General features: G+C 37.9%; 22 protein-coding genes and 1 pseudogene. 4 read left to right on the top strand and 19 right to left on the bottom strand.

Translation table 11 applies throughout. The annotated features are described in order from the left end of the window. The first annotated feature begins 380 nt into the window (after positions 1 to 380). Positions 381 to 2105 carry an acetolactate synthase 3 large subunit gene (locus WNY79_RS00525; protein ID WP_024598105.1) on the top strand — a complete coding sequence of 575 codons (1725 nt, stop codon included), beginning with the start codon at positions 381 to 383 and terminating at the stop codon, positions 2103 to 2105. Further along, positions 2105 to 2602: an acetolactate synthase small subunit gene (gene ilvN / locus WNY79_RS00530; RefSeq protein ID WP_007580691.1), complete on the top strand. Its 498-nt coding sequence runs from the start codon at positions 2105 to 2107 to the stop codon at positions 2600 to 2602. Before WNY79_RS00525 ends, ilvN begins: the two co-directional genes overlap by 1 nt. Before the next feature lie 92 nt (positions 2603 to 2694). Here ilvN and WNY79_RS00535 read toward each other — a convergent pair whose 3' ends face one another. From WNY79_RS00535 to WNY79_RS00605, 15 genes are all read right to left on the bottom strand, one after another. Continuing rightward, a complete protein-coding gene (locus WNY79_RS00535) occupies positions 2695 to 2970 on the bottom strand; it encodes an HU family DNA-binding protein (protein WP_002962474.1) in 276 nt (91 codons plus the stop codon). Between the two features lie 210 nt (positions 2971 to 3180). After that, complete coding sequence (locus tag WNY79_RS00540; RefSeq protein WP_024598106.1) at positions 3181 to 3720, bottom strand: DUF3833 domain-containing protein; 540 nt, start codon at positions 3718 to 3720, stop codon at positions 3181 to 3183. A 1-nt stretch (position 3721) separates the two neighbouring features. Next, complete coding sequence (locus WNY79_RS00545) at positions 3722 to 4210, bottom strand: chalcone isomerase family protein (protein WP_170071453.1); 489 nt, start codon at positions 4208 to 4210, stop codon at positions 3722 to 3724. A gap of 55 nt (positions 4211 to 4265) precedes the next feature. Further along, positions 4266 to 4766 (bottom strand): DUF2878 domain-containing protein, encoded by a 501-nt coding sequence (locus WNY79_RS00550; protein ID WP_342874802.1) that lies wholly within the window; start codon positions 4764 to 4766, stop codon positions 4266 to 4268. Beyond that, entirely contained in the window at positions 4744 to 6006 is a 1263-nt protein-coding gene (locus tag WNY79_RS00555) for a cyclopropane-fatty-acyl-phospholipid synthase family protein (RefSeq protein ID WP_342874803.1), read from the bottom strand. The genes WNY79_RS00550 and WNY79_RS00555 overlap by 23 nt, the downstream gene beginning before the upstream one ends. Positions 6007 to 6043: 37 nt before the next feature. Then, a complete protein-coding gene (locus tag WNY79_RS00560; protein ID WP_342874804.1) occupies positions 6044 to 6781 on the bottom strand; it encodes a DUF1365 domain-containing protein in 738 nt (245 codons plus the stop codon). Further along, a complete protein-coding gene (locus WNY79_RS00565; RefSeq protein ID WP_342874805.1) occupies positions 6774 to 8030 on the bottom strand; it encodes an FAD-dependent oxidoreductase in 1257 nt (418 codons plus the stop codon). The genes WNY79_RS00560 and WNY79_RS00565 overlap by 8 nt, the downstream gene beginning before the upstream one ends. After that, complete coding sequence (locus WNY79_RS00570; RefSeq protein WP_024598112.1) at positions 8027 to 8737, bottom strand: SDR family NAD(P)-dependent oxidoreductase; 711 nt, start codon at positions 8735 to 8737, stop codon at positions 8027 to 8029. Before WNY79_RS00570 ends, WNY79_RS00565 begins: the two co-directional genes overlap by 4 nt. Before the next feature lie 2 nt (positions 8738 to 8739). Next, complete coding sequence (locus WNY79_RS00575; protein WP_007580706.1) at positions 8740 to 9168, bottom strand: nuclear transport factor 2 family protein; 429 nt, start codon at positions 9166 to 9168, stop codon at positions 8740 to 8742. Between the two features lies 1 nt (position 9169). Next, positions 9170 to 10564 carry a deoxyribodipyrimidine photo-lyase gene (phrB, locus tag WNY79_RS00580; protein WP_342874806.1) on the bottom strand — a complete coding sequence of 465 codons (1395 nt, stop codon included), beginning with the start codon at positions 10562 to 10564 and terminating at the stop codon, positions 9170 to 9172. Beyond that, a complete protein-coding gene (locus WNY79_RS00585; RefSeq protein ID WP_076924725.1) occupies positions 10564 to 11517 on the bottom strand; it encodes a DUF523 and DUF1722 domain-containing protein in 954 nt (317 codons plus the stop codon). Before WNY79_RS00585 ends, phrB begins: the two co-directional genes overlap by 1 nt. Before the next feature lie 8 nt (positions 11518 to 11525). Next, positions 11526 to 12206, bottom strand: coding sequence for a ChrR family anti-sigma-E factor (locus tag WNY79_RS00590; RefSeq protein ID WP_197185174.1), 681 nt, complete (start codon positions 12204 to 12206; stop codon positions 11526 to 11528). Further along, positions 12199 to 12822, bottom strand: a complete 624-nt coding sequence (locus WNY79_RS00595) for a sigma-70 family RNA polymerase sigma factor (RefSeq protein WP_342874807.1) — start codon at positions 12820 to 12822, stop codon at positions 12199 to 12201. Before WNY79_RS00595 ends, WNY79_RS00590 begins: the two co-directional genes overlap by 8 nt. A gap of 68 nt (positions 12823 to 12890) precedes the next feature. Continuing rightward, a complete protein-coding gene (locus tag WNY79_RS00600) occupies positions 12891 to 13469 on the bottom strand; it encodes an LON peptidase substrate-binding domain-containing protein (protein WP_024591092.1) in 579 nt (192 codons plus the stop codon). Between the two features lie 235 nt (positions 13470 to 13704). After that, positions 13705 to 13977 (bottom strand): hypothetical protein, encoded by a 273-nt coding sequence (locus WNY79_RS00605; protein WP_101216958.1) that lies wholly within the window; start codon positions 13975 to 13977, stop codon positions 13705 to 13707. Positions 13978 to 14275: 298 nt separating this feature from the next. On the opposite strand from WNY79_RS00605, the gene WNY79_RS00610 reads away from it, so the two are divergent. Then, entirely contained in the window at positions 14276 to 15967 is a 1692-nt protein-coding gene (locus WNY79_RS00610) for an alkaline phosphatase D family protein (protein WP_342874808.1), read from the top strand. Positions 15968 to 16027: 60 nt separating this feature from the next. On the opposite strand, the gene WNY79_RS00615 is transcribed toward WNY79_RS00610, so the two are convergent. Both WNY79_RS00615 and WNY79_RS00620 read right to left on the bottom strand, forming a co-directional pair. Next, positions 16028 to 17506, bottom strand: coding sequence for a cellulase family glycosylhydrolase (locus WNY79_RS00615; RefSeq protein ID WP_342874809.1), 1479 nt, complete (start codon positions 17504 to 17506; stop codon positions 16028 to 16030). A gap of 399 nt (positions 17507 to 17905) precedes the next feature. Continuing rightward, the gene (locus WNY79_RS00620) at positions 17906 to 18256 is read right to left on the bottom strand and encodes a hypothetical protein (RefSeq protein WP_342874810.1); all 351 of its coding nucleotides are present in this window, start codon (positions 18254 to 18256) and stop codon (positions 17906 to 17908) included. 185 nt (positions 18257 to 18441) lie between these two features. Here WNY79_RS00620 and WNY79_RS00625 point away from each other — a divergent pair, with 185 nt between their 5' ends. Further along, a complete protein-coding gene (locus WNY79_RS00625) occupies positions 18442 to 19071 on the top strand; it encodes a hemolysin III family protein (RefSeq protein WP_342874811.1) in 630 nt (209 codons plus the stop codon). Between the two features lie 219 nt (positions 19072 to 19290). Here WNY79_RS00625 and WNY79_RS00630 read toward each other — a convergent pair. Together WNY79_RS00630 and WNY79_RS00635 are read right to left on the bottom strand one after the other, a co-directional pair. Beyond that, positions 19291 to 19617, bottom strand: a pseudogene (locus tag WNY79_RS00630) (SDR family NAD(P)-dependent oxidoreductase); the annotation flags it as partial. Positions 19618 to 19731: 114 nt separating this feature from the next. Further along, on the bottom strand, positions 19732 to 20637 hold the full coding sequence (locus WNY79_RS00635) for a haloalkane dehalogenase (protein WP_342874812.1): 906 nt from the start codon (positions 20635 to 20637) through the stop codon (positions 19732 to 19734). Positions 20638 to 20672 lie beyond the last annotated feature (35 nt).

Raw genomic sequence — 20672 nt, forward strand, 5'->3', positions numbered from 1 at the left:
AATACTTTTATATTCTAATTTTATAGTACAGCCAATAAACGCATAATTTCTGCTAGGTAACTCACTTAACGTTAATATTTTTGCAGTTTTAAATTAATAAAAGACGAAAAACGAATTTAAAATGCAAATAAGCACTTTCAAGGTTGACATGAAGGCTCAAAACCCTTAAAAATAAACCCATACAGAATTTTTAATTTAAAAGCAGTGTTTTGCTAATAGGGTAAAAACTATGAACACACATATTAACCTTTTAGTCGTACTCGTACTGGTCTTAGTTATAAGCCCAGCGGGGATGTATTAAAAGGTGATACTGCTTTTTAAAAACCCTCGCACTACGCGGGGGTTTTTTTATGCATAAAAAAGCGCACAGAGGAATGAGGATGAGCAAACAAGAATATAATGGCTCTGAACTAGTAGTTCAGGCATTAAAAGAGTTAAAGGTAAAATACATATTTGGCTACCCCGGTGGTTCGGTTTTAGACCTATATGATGCACTTTTCCAGCAAGATGATATTGAACATATACTAGTTCGTCATGAACAAGCTGCAACGCATATGGCTGATGGTTATGCCCGTGCTACAGGAGACGTTGGTGTTGTACTTGCAACCTCAGGCCCAGGCGCTACAAATTGTATAACGGGTATTGCAACAGCATACATGGATTCAATTCCTATGGTTGTATTATCAGGCCAAGTGCCTACAAATTTAATTGGTGATGATGCATTCCAAGAAACTGATATTGTTGGCTGTTCTCGCCCGGTAGTAAAACACAGCTTTAACTGTCGAAGTGCTAAAGAAATCCCAACAATCTTAGCTAAAGCCTTTTACATAGCCAGCACAGGCCGCCCGGGGCCTGTTGTAGTTGAGCTTCCTAAAGATATGCTTAACCCTGCCATTAAGTTTGAATACGAATTTCCTAAAACAACAGAGCTAAGAACATACAGCCCTAATACTAAAGGGCACTCAAAACAAATTCGTAAAGCGGTAACGACTATTTTAGAGGCCAAAAAACTGGTTATCTATTCTGGCGGTGGTATTGTTATTTCAAATACGTCAGAGCAATTAACGCATTTAGTTGAATCGTTAAATGCACCCATTACAAATACACTAATGGGGCTTGGCGGTATATCAGGTGTACATCCAAACTTTGTAGGTATGCTTGGCATGCACGGCACGCTTGAGGCTAACAAAGCAATGGCCAATGCTGATGTGATATTAGCGCTTGGTGCACGTTTTGATGATCGTGTAACAAATAACGTTAAAAAGTTTTGTCCTAATGCCACAATTGTACATGTAGATGTAGATCCAACTTCAATTTCAAAAACAATCAAAGCGCACATACCGGTTGTAGGTTGCTTAGCAACAGTACTAGAACAACTACAAGCTGGAATTGATAAAAGCCCAATTAAAATAGATCGCAGCGCACAAGAAGATTGGTGGCGTCAAATTATTAGTTGGCGTGAACAAAAATGTTTAAGCTACAACACTGATGGCGACAAAATTAAACCACAAGCCGTAATTGAAGCTGTTTATAAAGCCACTAATGGCGATGCTTATGTAAGTTCTGACGTTGGTCAGCACCAAATGTTTGCAGCGCAATATTACCCATTTAAGCACCCTCGTCAGTGGATAAATTCAGGCGGCCTAGGCACTATGGGCTTTGGCTTACCTGCAGCAATGGGTGTAAAACTAGCCTTTCCAGACAAAGAGTCTGTATGTATTACGGGTGATGGCTCTATTCAAATGAATATTCAAGAGCTATCTACCTGCTTACAGTACAACCTAGCGGTAAAAGTTGTATCACTTAATAACCGCTCTTTAGGTATGGTACGCCAATGGCAAGATATGGTTTACGGCGGACGTCATTCATCATCTTACATGGACTCGCTACCTGATTTTGTTAAGTTAGTTGAAAGCTACGGGCATGTAGGAATACAAGTAAATACACTTGATGAATTGCAACCTGCTATAGATAAAGCAATGTCAATTAACGACCGATTAGTCTTTTTAGATATAAACGTTGATGAGAAAGAACATGTATACCCAATGCAAATCAAGTTAGGTGGCATTGATGAGATGTGGTTACGTAAAGGAGTAAAAGCATAATGCGTCGTATTTTATCTATTCTATTAGAAAACGAACCCGGTGCACTGTCGCGTATTGTTGGGCTTTTTTCACAACGTGCATACAACATTGACAGCCTAACTGTTGGCACAACTGATGATCAATCATTGTCACGTATTACTATTACTACTATGGGTGACGACAGAGTTGTTGAGCAGATCACAAAGCAAGTTAACAAGTTAGTAGATGTGCTTAAAATTATCGATTTAACAGAAATGAGCCACATTGAGCGCGAGCTATTACTTGTTAAAGTATTTGCTCAAGACGAGACGACTCGAGCAGCGGTTACTCGCGTAGTTGATGTATTTCAAGGTGTTATTTTAGATATGGGCCGACAAAGCTATAGCCTGCAACTAGTGAGCAGTACAGACAAAATAGAATCGTTTTTAGACACACTTCGCCATGAAACCGATATTATTGAAGTTGTACGTTCTGGTGCTGTTGGTATTGGGCGAGGCGATAAAGCGCTAAAAGCATAACACTCATCTATTAAAGCCGTTATATAGCGGCTTTTTAAACATAAAAAAAAAGAGCTAAATAGCTCTTTTTTTAATTTAATTCGTTAAACCTATTAAGGGTTTACTTGGTCTTTAAGACCTTTACCTGCTTTAAAGCTTGGGATAGTTGCCGCTGCGATTTGGATCTCAGCACCCGTTTGTGGGTTACGGCCAGTGCGAGCTGCACGTTCTTTTACTGAGAAAGTACCAAAACCAACTAATGCTACTGAATCACCTTCTTTTAAAGAAGAAGTTACAGCACCTGTAAACGCGTCAAGAGCACGAGTAGCAGCGGCTTTAGAGATTTCTGCATCAGTAGCAATTTTTTCAACTAATTGAGCTTTATTCATTGTTAGATTCCTATTCGTTATTATTTTGCCTTCGCAAAACCTATCTTTATGCATTTTTAAAGAGTTAGCAACAGCAAATTGCATTTTTTGCTTAAATTCTTAAAAAATGAGTAAAATTTAAATAATTCTCGGTAAAATACAGCATGTTGGGTTAACAAAGACTTAATTTGAGTACAATTTTGGCGCAAGTTAAGCAACTGGGTAAATAAGCTATATTTTTTCGATAACTAAGGTCACTTCCCCGACCTCGACTCCAAACTTAACAATAGACGTGCGGTTTATCAAGCGCGATTGTGTAACCAAGTACATCCAATCGTCAAAATTCACTTCCAAAGTACTGCCATCGTATGGAAGTTCAACATCATAATTCCAGTGAAATACACTGCCATCACTTTTACCTTTTGCTGTACCTATAACATCAGCTGCCGACCCCGTTAAACTATTGTCTTCATTTAATGTTATTTTCCAGATTCGTTTTTGGGTTTCACCATCATCATAAACAAAGTCCTCTTCAATAACGCCCTGGTTACCGTCCCAGGTCGCATTCATATCTACGACAAGCTTTCGGGTCAGTTCACCTTTAAAGTCTTGTACAACACCATAGGCTTTCAAATTTCCGCTAAAAAACGTTTTAAAGTCGAAATTTGGCGATGTATTTTTATAATGTTCAACATTTGGTGCCGAACAGCTAATTAAAAGTAGAGCCGAGACGGTCATTACAGCTGCTTTCAACGTGTTTAATATGTTCATATTAATTCCCTAATAGTTGCTTTCGTAGTTTTGGCTCAGAGGTTTTTTTATCAAGCCAAATGGCTAAAAAGTCACTCGAAAATTGAGGCTCATTAATTTCACCAATTTTTTCATCATTATGATAAAAAGTGCTCATACCTTGCTCATTTGTGATTAACGTTAGCGAGTCACCCTTTTTTATATCAGGCCAAATAGACAACAATTTACTGTCATATTTGTCAGCTAATTCTGTTTTTCCAAGATGTTCCCACTGCTCATTTGTTGCTTTAACTATTTCTTTAGCTTCAAAGTCGCGTAAATAGGTAAGCTTAAACTTAATAGGATGTGTTCCTGCGCTGTAATTACCTGAAGGGGTAAATAGCACAGCGTCATATACATCCCAAAATAAATACTCCATTCGTGCTTCGCCTACTTTATTGAATTGCGTGTTAGCTAAAACAATTGAAGTTGTAAGCAAATAAAAAGTAACTGCCTTTAGTAAAAATTTCAAAATAAGTTCCCTTTGAATAAGTGAGTAATGTTGCCAAATGAAAATTTGTGGGCGTTCAGCGATTAATAAACAACTTAATTTTTTGGTTTATAAAAAGGATAGCGGTAAACACTGCAGACCATATCGCTCCGTAAACAAGCCAAAATTGCCATAAAGGTAATCCTAGGCTTATTACTTCAAAACGAGCACCTGCCCAATAACTTGCAGGCGAAAAAGCAATACATACCAAAAAGGCCTGCCAAAGTTTTAATCTACTTAAAAAAACCATAGAGGTATTTAAAGAAAGTAATAATGCAGCCCATAAAAAAGCGAGCCATAGTGGGAAGGGATATACTTTAAATTCTAACAAGCCTAGCTTTACCGCTATAAATTCTAATAACAGGGCTAAAGGTAGGGCTTTAATTAATAGTAAGGAGTCTTGTTTTTTCTGCTTTGACAACAAAAACATTAAGATAATAATTAAACCGCTAAAAAGTAGCGAATCAGCTTCAAGCAGTAATGATAAAAACCACACTGCTTGAAACAAAACAAAATTAGTAATTGAGCGCAATATCATCGTTATCGCTAATAAAACGTGGTTTACGCGCCATTAAATGCACTGTACTTGTTGCTCTAGCTCTAAATGCACCTTCACAATAAGCAAAATAGAATAACCATAAACGATAAAAACGTTCATCAAATTTAGAGCGGTCCAAATCAGGCCAGCTTTTTATAAAACGAGTACGCCAATCCGCTAATGTTCGTGCGTAGTGAGCGCCAATATCATTAACAGTGTGAATAACCATATCGGTATTATTCTTGATTTGCTCACTCATTTCGTTAAGTGATGGCAAGCACCCACCTGGGAAAATATACTGTTGGATAAAGTCAGAGTTTTTTAAGTAGTGCTTATAACGCTGATCGCCAATAGTAATTGCTTGTATAAGCATTGCGCCGTCGTCTTTTAAGAGCTCACCACACTGAGTGAAGAAGCTAGGTAAATAGTCATGACCAACCGCTTCTATCATTTCAATAGAAACAAGTTTGTCGTATTTACCTTTTAGTAATCTGTAATCGAGCTTGAGTAATGTTATTTTATTCTCAAGACCAAGTTCAACAATTTTTTTAGCTACAAAATCATGTTGCTCATCAGATATGGTGGTTGTTGTTACATGGCAATCGTAATGTGTGGCTGCGTATATAGCAAAAGCCCCCCACCCTGTACCAATTTCAATTACTGAATCATTTTTTTGAAGCTCAACTTGCTCACAAATGCGTTTAAGCTTGTATTGCTGTGCCTCTTCAAGTGTTGCTTCTTTTGTAGGATATACAGCACTTGAGTAAAGCATTTCTTTACTTAAAAATGATTCGTACAAATCATTACCTAAGTCGTAATGAGCAACAATGTTCTTTTTAGAGCCCGATTCTGAATTTTTATTTTTTATGTGATTAAATCGGTGTGCGATATTACTAAAAAATGCGAATTTTTTTTCAAACTCATCGAGTTGCTTTTCGTTTATAGCAAATATTTCTATAAATGAAGTTAAGTTGTCACAAGACCAGTGACCCAAAATATACGCTTCACCAGCGCCAACGCTCCCAGATAATGCAAACGCTTTATACATAGCTTTATCGTTAACTGTTACTGTTGCTTTTAACGCAGACGATACATCGCCAAAAACTGTACGCTCATTTCCATCAATTAAAACAACTTGACCTGTTTCAATTGACGAAAAGGCTTTAGTCACTAATTTTTTATATATATTAGTTAACCAACTAGTGCTTTGTTCGCAATTTAAGCTCGACACTTTATCCATTAAAATACCTATTAATTGTCCTGACTACCTATGTGCTTTATGGCTTACCTGAGTGACCTAAAAAAGGCACTCGTTTTAAAAACAACTTTAATGCTTGATAATAAATACCTTTGAAAATAGACCATGTCATGGCCGGAAAACGTTTAAACAACTTATTAATCTCTTCGTTAGTGAGTTCTTTACGTTTTAAACGAAGTGTTGCATCAAATAATAACTCTTCATTTCGCTTATTTTCAATGTGTATCAATGTTTTATCAGGCGATTGTTTAACATGCCAATGATAGTTCATATCCAGATTCATAAAAGGTGATACGGAAAAAACCTTCTTAAAGTTCACTTTTTTTTCTAAAGGGACTAAATAATAATGACGTTCGTTCCATGGTGTATTACTCACTTCAGCAATCATATACTTAAAACGAGTATCGTTGTGGCCAAAAAAATAAAAATTAACAGGGCTAAAATACACACCAAAACAACGAAATTGCCCTAGCATGTAAATATGAGAAAAGGTTTCGGTAATACCTAAATTGGCAAGTTGTTCATGCGCACGCTCAATAAGAGGTCGTTTAGCAAGGTGTGAGGTGCCTTTAAGATAATCAGCTTCATTAAATTTTAACGCTTTTAATCCTGACGTACCTATGTGTTTATGCACACCATTTAGTTGTTGAGGATTATTTAAGTCTACCCACATCATATACAATGGATAACTAAAACGATGTTCTTTAACAGCAAAACGGCGATGTTTTACATCGCCTAAATACACTGCACTAGTCAAATTCGACCCCAAGTTGCTTGGCTACATCTACACCACTGTGTACGCCATCTTCATGAAAGCCATTGTACCAATAAGCACCACAAAAATAACTATTGTTTTGTCCATCAATACTGTGTTTAAGTTTTTGAGCAGCAATTGACTCTTGGTTAAATACAGGGTGATGATAAGTAAACTCGCGCAAAATTTTACTTTGGCTTATTCCTTCAAGATGATTAAGCGTTACACAAAACTGTGTATCCGATTGTATACCTTGCAAAATATTCATTTGGTAAGTAACAACAGCTGCTTTATCAGTGTTGTTATTAAGTAGGTAGTTCCAACTTGCCCATGCCGCTTTTCTATCTGGTAAAAGGTTTGTATCGGTGTGCAGCACCACTGAATTCTCAGTGTAAGCTATTGCACCCAATACTGACTCTTCTTGCTCAGTCGCATCACCAAGTAGTGCAAGTGCCTGATCTGAATGACAAGCAAATATTACTTTATCAAACTTACTTTGCTCACCACTGGCAAACTCTATTGTTACTTCATCATTTTGACGCGTAACAGATTTGATGTTTGTATTGAGTTTAATTTTATCGGCAAAGCCTCTTATCAGCGGCTTAATGTATTGACGAGAGCCACCCGGTACTACATACCACTGTGGTCTGTTTGTTACGTCTAACAGGCCATGATTAAAAAAGAACTTAACAAAAAATTCAACGCCTACATTTTCCATTTCTTTAATGCTGGTAGACCAAATAGCCGCGCCCATCGGAAGGATATAATGGTATTTAAAAAAGTCATTAAAGTGATTGTCGCTAAGCAGCTGCCCTAATGATTGATCAGATTGGTAATCATCTTTTTCATGTAGTGCTTTACACAGTTTGTTAAACCTAACAATGTCGTACAATAATCGCCAAAACTTAGGTCTAAAAATATTACGTCGCTGTGCAAACAGGCTCGTAAATGTATGACCATTGTATTCAAAGCCAGTGGCTTCATTATGAACACTAAAGCTCATTTGCGTTGTCTGTTTATCTACACCAATACGCGATAGTAACTTTTCAAAGTATGGGTAAGTTCTGTCGTTAAATACAATAAAGCCAGTATCTATTGCGTATTTTATGCCGCACACATCAACGTCAACCGTTGCAGTGTGGCCACCTATATAATCATTTTTTTCAAATACGGTTACATCGTAATGTTTGTGAAGCAAATGCCCACATGTTAAACCAGATACACCAGTTCCTATTATTGCTATTTTTTTCAACGGGCTAATCCTTTTGCGATTTTAAGCCAAATTGGGAGTGGTAAAATACGTAATGCTTTTAATATAAGTGTAAAACGGTACGGAAAGTGAACATCTTTTCGGCGCTTATGTATTCCCTTAATCATGTAGTCAGCTGCTTTTTCAGCGGTAACAGCCATAGGCATCGGGAAATCATTTTTATTAGTGAGCGGAGTTTTCACAAAGCCTGGATGAACTAAAGTCACATCAACATCATCTAAATCAACAGCTAAGCTTTTTGCTAAATAACTTACACCCGCTTTTGATGCACCATAAGCTTCTGAACGAGGTAGCGCAAGATAAGTAACACTTGAGCTAACTAAAACAAGCTGGCCGCCTGAATTTATTTTAGGAAGTAGCGCTTCAAGGCAATACCCCATAGAGAGTAAATTCACATTAATTACACGCTCAAACAATGCACTATCAAAATTTCGCGCGTCATCTATGTATTCACAGTTACCCGCGTTTAAAATAACACGGTCAAAATGAGGGAAGCCAATAGTAGACTCTTTAATGTCATGTAGATTAGTTGCATCAAATTTACATGCTTGAATATTGTCGTATTTAGCAAGCTCAGCGAGCTTTTCACTATTACGGCCACAAGCTATAACAGTGTCTCCCAACTGCGCATATTTAATTGCTAACTGCTCACCAATACCTGAAGTAGCACCCGTAATTAGTGTGATCATAATTAACCTGCCCTTTTATCAATTAGCTTTATAACACTACCAAGTAAAGGAATGTGTTTGTACAGCAACTCGCCCACATTAAAGTAATCTCTGTGCTTGATAATTTTGCCATTTTCAAAAATCAGCTTACTATGACCTTCTACCGAGATAGTTTTACCTGATGAAAGTTTTGGATGTGCGTAGTGCATAGTCCAATAAATAAAAGCATTGTTTCCGCTATTAAACGAATCACTAATATCAAACTGGCAATGCTTAACATTGCTATATAAGTTAGCAAAGTACCTGCGCAATTCTACAATGCCATTAATTTCATGCATCGGGTCTATAAACTGTATGTTGTCACAGTAAATATCACTCAATAAATCAAGGTTTGTGCTATCAAGCTGTTGGTATATTTCAACAAATTTATCTACTGGTAACTGGTTATCCATATCACACCTTAAATGCAGCAAGTGCACGTTCTCGTGCCGCTTTATGATCAACTATTGCTGGCCAGTAACATTCCTTATCTTTACCTATTGCGGCTAAATAAGTGTGTGGAAAATGAATGTGTTTATCTGGCACGTTTTCAAGCTCTGGCAAATACTTACGGATAAACTTGCCAGTTGGATCAAAGCGCTCGCTTTGTCTGATAGGGTTAAAAACTCTAAAGTAAGGCTGAGCATCACAGCCGGTACTTGCAGCCCACTGCCAACCACCATTATTTGAGGCTAAATCACCATCAATTAGGTGCTGCATAAAAAAACGCTCTCCTTCGCGCCAGTCTATTAATAAATGCTTAGTTAAAAAGCTCGCAACAACCATACGTAAACGATTGTGCATCCAACCGGTTTGCTTTAGTTGTAGCATTGCAGCATCCACTAACGGGTAACCTGTTCGCCCTTCACACCATGCTGTAAATTCATTTTCGCTTTTACGCCACACTACGGCATTATACTTTTCGTTAAAGTTATCACCGCGCGAAAGCTTTGGAAATTCAGCAATTAAATGCCTGTAAAATTCGCGCCAAACAAGCTCGTTAATCCACGTAAACGTTTTACTTTTTGACGTAGTTAAAATATCAGGATAACGCTGCTGAATATTAATAAGCAGCTGTTTTGTGCTTACAATACCCAATGCTAAATACGGGCTTAAACCTGATGTGCCTTTTACGCTGGGTATATCACGCTGATCGTCGTAGCTTGTAAGCTTGTCACATATAAAGTTATCGACCACGGTAGACAGTGTATCGTCGTCAACCGGCCACTTATCTGAGCATCCATCACTTTTTAGTAAGTCGCTTTCATCAAATTTTATTGGATCAGAAGTTAGAGGCCATTGAGGCAAACTAAAATGTGTGTCTTGATACTGCTTTAGCCATGCTCGCTTAAATGGAGTAAACACTTTATACATTTCATTACTTTGATTTTTAACCGTTCCAACAGGTGCAATCAAATCACCTTCGTACAAAGTAAAAGTAATAGAAAGCTCATCGCATTCGTGCAAAATTGCTTTATCGCGGTTTACTTCATTAAGCTCATATTCTGTATTAGCAATTACGTGTTTTACATCGTTTGATTTACAGAAATCAATAAGCTCACGCGTACAATCGACAAAGCTAGGCGCTTCAATAACATGTAAGGTAATGCCATAATCAGCAAGCTGAGATTGAAGATAAGTAACTCGGCGCTTGAGTAAGTCAATCTGAATAGGCGCAGCTTGGTGTTGTTGCCACTGTTTTTCAGACACAAAAAAAATGGCGTGTTTAGCGCCATTATTTAGCGCTTGAATTAACGCTTCGTTATAAAAAAGGCGCAAATCGCGCCTAAACCAAAATAATGTATCCATTAAATACCAAATCGTAGTTTTAAATCGTGAGGGTAAGGGTTAAAAAACACTTGTTTTTCAAGGTACTCATTTGGGTGAACCTTCAAATGATGTTTTAGCAAAGTAAGTGGTACATACAATGGCACTAATCCTTCGCGATATTCATCTATTGCATCACGAAGTTCTTGTTTTTCAACCTTCGATAAAAATGTTTTAAAGTAACCTTGTAAATGCATTAGCGTGTTGCAGTTATTTCTTCGAGAAGCTGGCTTTTTAAGACCCGTCATCAAACCTAAAATATATTCATCAGCAACTGCGCTTATATCGTCACCTACATATGTTCCTAACAGGTTACCCAAATCACGATAAGCTTGATAGTTATGGGCCATCAACAAGTACTTATACTGAGAATGAAATTGAGTAAGCTTATGAACCGTAAGCGGCTCTTGTACTAATTTTTGCCAGTTTTTAAATACGTAAATTCTCATTACAAAGTTTTCACGTAAGTGCATGTCATTTAAACGTCCGTTTTCTTCACATGGCAATAATGGGTTGTGCTTCATTATTTGCTCAGCAAAAAAACCAACACCTTCTGAGGTGTTACCTGTTCCTGCTTCATTGTAAATTTTAATGCGCTCCATGCCGCAACTTGGGCTTTTAGCACAAAATACAAATCCACTTAGTTCTTTAGCTTGTTCAGTTGCAACTTTTTTACCATATTCAGTAAGTTGCTGGCCTACTTCACCGGTGCCATCTGGGCGGCATACTTTAATAGTATCGCCCACTTTAACCTGGCGAATAGTTGGACGGGGTATTGGTAAACCTACCGCTACTTCCGGACAAAACCGCGTGTATTCAACGTGTTTACCTAGCTCATCCATACAAAAATTTGACTTTTTATGTCCTGTGTCAAATCTAACTTTTTCGCCTGCTAAGCAGGCGCTTATACCAATTTTTATTATATCTGTATGCATATATTCTCTTAGTAAATCAAATTACCTATTGGATTTAGTAACTTGCTGAAGCCCTTATTAAAATGTAGCGCACTACTGACAACTGTAAAGCATAAACATCCATCTTTCGTTAAAGGTGTATGTTGATGACTACCATCTTGCCAAATAAAGTCGCCTGGTACGTAATTACCATCTTCATCACTAAACTCACCGTCTAGTAGTAAAGTAACTTCAAATCCGGTATGTGTGTGCTCAGGAATTTCGCCGCCAGCATCAATATGTAGCAAGCTAGAACGCAGCGCACCGTCATCTAATGCAACGCGAGAACGAGCTAACTTACCAACTTGTGTAAACTTACTATGAGAAATACGTGTTAAAGCACGTGGAAGTTGATAGTTATGCTCATTCACTTTAATCGATACAGGCTCTACTTCGTAAACTTCATCAATAGAATCATCAGACATGATCATATCAAGTACATTTAGTTCAAATTCTTCAAGTAAATCAGATTTCTCAGTTTGAGATTTCTCAAATTGAGCAGGCTCTTCACTAAATAATGCATTTGCATTACTTGCTTCAATTTTAGCTACTTTAGCTTGGCACACAGGGCACATATCTACGTGAATAGAAACGGCTAAACTCAATGATGTAGCAAGTGATGCATCGCAATACTGTGTCAGTAAAGTTTCACTCGGGTGATGTTTAATCATGCTGATCTCCCATTTCATTACGTAATTTTTGCAAGGCCAAACGTAACCGTGATTTTACCGTGCCTACTGGAATATTAAGTTGATGTGCAAGTTGCTCTTGCGACATGTCTTGGAAATAAACGCCTCTTACCACTTCGCGTTGAGCAATTGGTAATTTGTTTAAATAGCGCTTAATTTGCTTATCTTCTAAATGATCACTGTATTCGTGATGCGTATCTTGTGAGTCGTTTAGTAACGGCCAAATATCTTCGCTTATATTTTCTTCTTTATTACTTTTCATCTTACGAAGCATATCGAACGACGCGTTACGCATAACGGTATAAACCCACGTAGTCGCTGCACCTTTATCACTGTGATACAAATGTGCTTTACGCCAAACAGAGGTTAGCGTTTCTTGCACAAGCTCCATTGCTTGAGCTTCAACACCAAACTGCTTTATTCCAAAGCGTTTAATTTTTGGCGCAAAGTATTCAAATAAATAAGAAAACGCTTTTTTGTCGCGTGATTGCGCAACATCTATAAGCGCTTGCATGAGCTCTTTACTCGGCGTTTCTGGCATGGCAGTGTACTTACCTGTATTAGGTTCACAACGTGGTGACTGTTGTTGACTTACCATAATAATTTATCCCGTTATTGCTTTTGTATTAAGTAATACGGGCAATAATTAATTTAGGATCATAAAATTTAGGCAAATTCGTTATTAATCACAGTATGGAGGAAATTCAGTAAGTTATCAAAATTCGTTTCAAACGCAAGTTGCTGTTTTTTCTCAATAGAAACAGGTAGGAGTTCAAGCCAACGTGCTGCAATCCAGGGAAGCTTGTCAAAATGAGTTTTCTTGTACAACAAATTAAGTTCCGGATTACCTTGAAACACATTTTTAAGCGCGTCGTGTAATAGGTAATGTTCACCAATTTGGTTGTTAGAATCTTTGTACCAATACGGTGTATTACAAGGCGATACCAAGCCATGACGTAATTCGTCTTCGTCTTGATAAACATCATTAATTTGCACGTTTTGCGATGCAAATACATCAATTAATAATACATCGTTATCGTCTTGGTCAAAATCAATAATATCAACAAGGCAACCTTGCGCGCTTATATTAAAAGGCGTGTCATGCTCAAACGTACAAAGCACAAACCCTGTATTATTTTTTAATGCGGTTTTAACCATATTTAAATAGCGAGGCTCAAATATGCGTAATCGCGTATAACCTTCAGGTAACATAAAAATGGGTAATGGAAAAATCGCACGTTTCATAAAGTCTACTTATTTCAAACACTCTGCCTTTATTTACGTGCGCTTTTGCTAAGTCGATCAGCTTTGTATGAATCGAATTAATTACCAGCTATATAATTGGCTAAAGATTAAACCAACCTCCCATAGCTTTAAACACTTGAACCGAGTAATAAGCGCTAATCATACTGACTACGGGTGCTAACATTAATGCAAATAATCCAAGTTCACTGCTCATCGTTTTAATCCTTTAAGTGGTTTATTTTACGTTTTTAACGCTAGCGTCAGTATTTTTAAGCGCTGTGCTATCTGTTAAAACGGGCTCATCTAATAAACCCTCTAAAACAGATTTAGCATCAAAATAAAGCGTTTCCTTTAGTGATTTTTCAAGCTCGATTGTGGTTTGCTTAACATAGCTTGCTACACTTTGAGTTAATATATCAGTTACATCTAGGTCCACTTCTGTTGCGTGTACTTGCGCAGAACCTAATACTAATAAACTTGCCATAGCGATTTTAATTGAATGTTTCATAATGGTATTCCTTGTTTGTGTATTGTTTAGACGTAGTTATATACTCAAGGGTTGTGCCAACATAAAAATAAATCTTAACCAGTTGTAATTAAAAAACTTTAAACGCATCACTTTAATTTAAAAAATTCATCCCTCGTTAATTTAACCATTTAATTTAATTTTTTGACTACTTTTTAGTTAATAAATAAAAGGGTTTTAATGTATTAATACCGTCACACTAAATACATTTAGCGTTTATAAAAACGTCATATCTAATCGTTAAAGTGCGCACCACTATTAATAATTAAAAAAGTGCAGTATGACTCTTTCATCACGTCGAAATTTTTTAAAAACCTCAGCAGCAAGTATATTTACCGTCGCAGTATCGAGTGCCATTACAGGTTGTGCTCAAACATTAATAAACAAACCTCTATCGGCTATTGAATTTAAACACGGTGTAGCGAGTGGCGACCCGCTTAGTAATGCTTTAATTATTTGGACACGCGCAACCACTGCTCAATCAAATTTTGAAGCTACTGTTGCCTGGGAGTTGGCAAGTGATTCTCAATTTAAAAACATTATTCGCAGCGGGCGAGAACAAACAGATAAAAGCCGCGACTTTACAATAAAAATAGATGTGCAAGACCTTACTCCAAACACAGAGTACTTTTATCGTTTTATGGGGTTGAATACACAAAGCCCAATTGGCCGAGCTAAAACACTACCAATAAACAATGTTGAACAACTAAAAATGGCTGTTGTGTCGTGCTCAAACTACCCTGCTGGGTACTTTAATGCATACACTGATATCGCTAAGCAAGAAGGTTTAGATGTAGTGCTACATTTGGGAGATTATATTTACGAATACCCGATGGGTGGATACGCTACCGAAAATGCTGAAAAGATTGGTCGACAATTAGCAGCCGATAACAGCGGTGAAATTATCACCCTTAACGACTACCGCAAACGTTATGCAATTTACAGAACAGACCAAGGCCTTCAAGCACTTCACGCTGCAGCGCCTTTTATTGCAATATGGGATGATCATGAAATTGCGAATGATACATACAAAGATGGTGCTGAAAATCATACCCCTGATGAAGGTGACTTTTTTAAGCGCCGCGCAGCAGCTATTCAAGCGTATTACGAATGGCTGCCAATTAGACCACCCATGGGCGAGCAAAGCCCGCAAATATACCGTACCTTCGATTTTGGAAATTTAATAAGCTTACACATGCTAGATACTCGCGTAATAGCACGCGATAAACAACTCGCTTACAGCGACTATAAAAACCTAGAGACCAAACAAATGGATGTTGCTCGCTTTGCCAGTGATTTAAATAATCCAAAAAGGCAGTTACTAGGTAACACACAACTTAACTGGCTTACGAGTGCAATAACTAAATCGAATGCAAAGTGGCAAATATTAGGCCAGCAAGTATTGATGACTAAAATGTGGCTACCTACTGAAATATTCTCGCAATCCGATCGCACTAAAATACCCCAGGTATTAAAAGAGCTTGTTGCCATTAAAAAAGCCGTGTTAGCAAATAAAGCGGTAACACCCGCGCAACTTGCACGCGTAAATACTTTAATGCCTTACAATTTAGATGCGTGGGATGGTTACCCAAGCGAGCGCGAAGCATTATACAAAAGCGTTACTGCATTAAATAAAAAGTTAGTAGTGGTTGCAGGTGATACGCACAATGCGTGGCATGGCACATTAAAAAATGCAAAAGGCGAAAGCGTAGGAGTAGAGTTTGCAACACCAGGTGTTACATCCCCGGGTATGGAGCATTATTTAGCGCTTAATACAGCACAAGCAAAGCAAATGGCTGACTCGCTTTCATTGCTAATAAACGACTTAAACTATTGTGACTTATCACACCGTGGATATATGTTACTGACGATTACTAAAGAGCAAATTACAACCGATTGGCGTTATATAGATAACATAAACTCCCCAAGCTATAACATAGTTAACCAGCATCAAAGTGTTTATAAAGGCTAATACTTTTAAAAAGAAGGTAAATGTATTATTTACCTTCTTCGTATATTTTATCAAACGTGCTTAATTACAAGTATAAAGAAGTGTCCACGAAGCATCACTGCCTGGAAGGCTATTTGTATACCAATTTGCGCTGTATGCATTGCCTTGATATTGCATTTTATCGTCGGTGTTATTGTGAGTAAACGGACCACCTGAGTAATCTTTGTTCACCCAATTAGGGTATGTATTAATACCATTACAATCGGTTGAACTTACAACACTGCATCCATTTGTATCAACACTTGTACCAGTGGGTGTATCTGGGCACTGATCAATATCATCATTCACACCATCGTTATCCACATCGCTTTGTGGTTCAACTACTTCAACAACACAACCTACATTATTAACAGTTTCACCTGCAGGTGTATTAGGGCATTGATCAACACTATCGCTAATACCATCACCATCGCTGTCAGTTACTACACAACCAATACTATCAACCGTTGTACCTGCGGGAGTGTTATCGCACTGATCAAGGCTGTCACTTATACCATCGCCATCAGAGTCTAAAGCAACCGTACTACCACTCCAACCTTGAATGATCTCTTTAACTTTAGTGCCTGACGCGGTTAGTGAATTCCAACTACCGCCTGGAGTAAATAACGATGCACCTTCGTTTTTATCGTTTAAAGCCCAGTTAGCGTGGCTAATATTGTTTGTTTTAAAAAATGCCATCCATGCATCGGTTTCATTAATATTAACACCACCATTACCATCAGCATTAACTGTTCCCCACTCTGTGGCGAATAGTGCAATACCGTTATCGAGTGCAGTTTGTGCTTTATTTCGATACGATTGGCCATGCGTGCCAGCATAAAAATGCAGAGTGTAAGCAATATTGGCGCGATCTATCGGGTTTTGTGATGCCACATCCACATCTTGTGACCACGTAGGCGTACCAACCACAATTAAGTTATCAGGGTCGATTGCTCTAATTTTATCAATAACTGTTTCTGCGTAAGGCTTAATATCGTTAACCCACGAAATTTGTAACGGCTCGTTATAAATTTCATAAATAACATTGTCGTACTGCCCATATTTGGTCGCTACGTCTTCAAAAAAGCGAATTGCAGTTGCTTGATCGGTATGTGCTTCATGGCTATGAAAATCAATAATAACGTACATATCTTCGCTAATAGCTGCGTTTACAACAGTATCAAGACGGCTCATATTGCCCTCCCAATCAAAGTTCAAACTACCACCGGTACTCGTACCATGGCCAATAGCTGCACGTATTAATGTTGCATTAAATTCAGTTTTTGCCTTTGCTACTGTTTCTGCGGTGTAAAATTTTTCAGCGCCCCACCCCGTATTACTCCAAAATAGGCTAGGTCCTGCAAAGCTTGTGTTTTCTCCACCCGCAAGAATTTGGTTCCCACTCACCGTTAACTTCTCAACAGCGGCATTGGCCATTGTTGAGCATCCTAATAATAAAGCTAACGATAAGCTCGCCACTTTAAAATCCTTTCTTTTGTGATTATTTGAACTGTTATTCATTGTATTTCCTTAAATTGAAATTATCAGTCGTCATTGCTTGACGTAATAAATTGATACCAAACCAATACTTAATAGCTAAAAAAAGTTAATTTGGCGAGCAGAAAGTACCATTTATTTATTAACATTAAATGAATAAAAAGGTACAAGGAGAAGGATTTTAATTAACTAAATATCAACAAATGAGCAATTTAACGAGGTTTGAGGATTTTACTGGGTATATACAGGCATTTACACGATGTTTACATGATGCAGGCAAAAAATCTCGGTTACAAAAAATATATATAAAAATGAAAAGGCGGTAATAATAATTATTACCGCCATTAATAATAGCTAAATATCAGGAATAAATATTAGGGAGGCAATTAATAAGCCAACCAAACCTAGCTCTAATTAATTGGCTTATTTTTTTGTGGGAAGTACTTTTCTGCCCAAACGGTATGCATCCATCATGCTCAGCACCCAAATTATAATCATTAAAGGTACATACTTATATTCAGCGAGTTTAGCGCAGGCGTCGGAAGGTTGTTGCGCGGCTTTTAAAATGGCCGTAACCGACATGGGGATTTTTCCATGTACAATTTCATTTGCAGTACACTGTGCAATCGCAAATATATCTTGAAAGGTTAAAATTAAAAAAACAGTAAACGCACCCGCAAAAATAGCGCCTATTAGGTGTTTTTTTAAAGAGAAATGCCCCGCTCCAGGATAAACAATGGCGGTAAGTAAAGCAGCTTTTAGATCTTGTTTCATGGTTATTTCAGCTCGTAATATGTATTACACTAGACACCAACATAGTGAATTAATTCTCTTTAAAATCAAGTAAAAGCTAAAGTAGCGTATCAAATAAAGTTATTTAGTATTACTCACAGCTAAGATTGAAAATTTCAGCGTACAGTTGTACACTGAAATTAATTCCAATAGTGGTAGGAACAGTTATGTCGTTAGAAGCACCTTATTCCCGTAAAGAAGAGAAATTAAACGTAATCAGCCATGCACTCGGTATTATATTTGCCGCGTTAGTTATGTGGGATTTATTTAGCCAAGCCACTAGCACTAAAGCGTATGTTAGTACTGCAATTTATGGCAGCAGCCTATTTGTGCTGTTTTTGTCGTCCACTTTGTACCACGCCAGTATTCAACCGCGCTTAAGAGCCTTTTATAAAAAGTGCGATCACTGCGCCATATACTTATTAATTGCTGGCACCTACACTCCCTTTTTATTAATCTCATTATCCGGTGCTTGGTCATGGGCAACACTTACATTTATTTGGGCGGTAGCACTAGCAGGCGTTGCGTACAAAGTATTTGTAAAAAACGGTAATAAAAAAATATCACTCGCCACCTACTTGCTCATGGGTTGGTTTGCACTGGCTATTGTATATCCGCTTTATTCAAGTGTTGATGTAAAAGCACTTTACTGGCTACTTGCCGGCGGTATTTTTTATAGTTTAGGTACATTATTTTACAGCGCTAAAAGCACCCAATTTAGCCACGCTATCTGGCACTTATTTGTTATTGCTGGGTGTGTTTGCCATTATATTTCAATTAGTAATTATGTTTATTAGGCAGGTAAAGCCAATTAGAATGGTCTGGTTTGAGCGAGAAGCAGACGGTCAGATAAACTCATTCTTGGACAGAACTGCGTCAGTACTTCTTCTAAATTAGCAGCCCATGGATTACCTAAGGTATTGCAAACCTCTAATCAGGTGTCCAAAATTACTCATCCATTACAACAGATCATGGTCGACACACGTCATATCGACCGCACATACTGTTAGTGCCAGTTAAAATTCTTGTACTGTAGGGCGCAATACAATCTCGTTAACATCAACATCGTTAGGCTGTTCAATCACATAAGTGACAGCATTAGCGATAGACGTCGCTGAAATGGCATCGTTATACACCTCATTCACAAATTGAGAGCTCGTTGCTTCTGAGGTGCCATGTTTAAGTTCAGAATCAATGAGTCCAGGTGAGATGACAGTTGTGCGAATATTACGACCCACCTCCATACGTAGCCCCTGACTAATTGCACGAACGGCAAATTTAGTATCTGCATACACACTGCTCGCTGGCGAAACTTTATGATCTGCAACAGAGGAAATGCTTATGATCAAGACTTTATTCATTGGGGATAGGATAAATATATAGAGGTTGGTTTTCAGATATCACCTGACAGATGCCGAGTCGAGTTATAGACAACTGTCAGGTTTGAATGAGTACAACTAACTCATAGTAAATGAAGCAAGAGCTTGCTCTGCTATTTCAACTCCATACTCTTGAACAAAGTGACCCGCTTCTTCAATTTTCATTGGTTCAGGGCAACCTTTGATCACCGTTTTTAGTTGCATCATGGCGGCCTCACCTAAGACAGCATCTTTCATTCCTATCGCCATAAAGCTTTCACCGCTCCATTCATTTGACCAGAACTCAATCGCACGAAGTCCATACTTCACCGCATCATCATCTGCATTCGTTGGGATCATTTGTGGGAATCGTTTCACGCCAACTTTGTAGTTTTTGTCAGGGAATGGCGCGTCATACGCAATTGCATCCATCACATTGACAGCTGCGCCAGCATCACATGCGACTAGCCCTGCTACTGGTAATTCTGAAATTGTTTCATTAAAAGCCATCCACTGTACTGCGGCTTCGGCCAGCGGTTCACCATTTGAGATAGTAGTGTTCATCACAATAAGTTTTTTGAAACGATCTTGCATATCCATTGGTATCGTCAAACCAAGGCACCCGCCCCAATCCTGACAAACCAGCACAATATTTTTAAGATCTAAGTGTTCAATTAATTGAATTAGACTGTTTCTGTGGAACTCAAAGTTGTACACAGAGTCTTCAATAGGCTTATCTGAGCGGCCAAAGCCGAATAAATCAGGGGCAACAACACGATGACCTGCATCAGTAAAAACTGGGATCATTTTACGATATAGATAACTCCATGTTGGTTCACCGTGCAAACAAAGAAACGTGTATTCCGAGTCTTTATCACCTTCATCAATATACGCCATTCGCAGCGATTCATATCCGCCGAGATCATCAACATAATTAGGTTGATAAGGAAACGCAGGGAGTACTGAAAAACGTTCTTCTGGTGTTCTTAATGCTTTAATCGTCATTATTTTTTCCTACAGATTGGTTAGTATTCATAAAA

It is taken from the genome of Pseudoalteromonas sp. AS84, from assembly GCF_038900255.1.
In the GTDB taxonomy this organism is placed as follows: Bacteria; Pseudomonadota; Gammaproteobacteria; order Enterobacterales; family Alteromonadaceae; genus Pseudoalteromonas.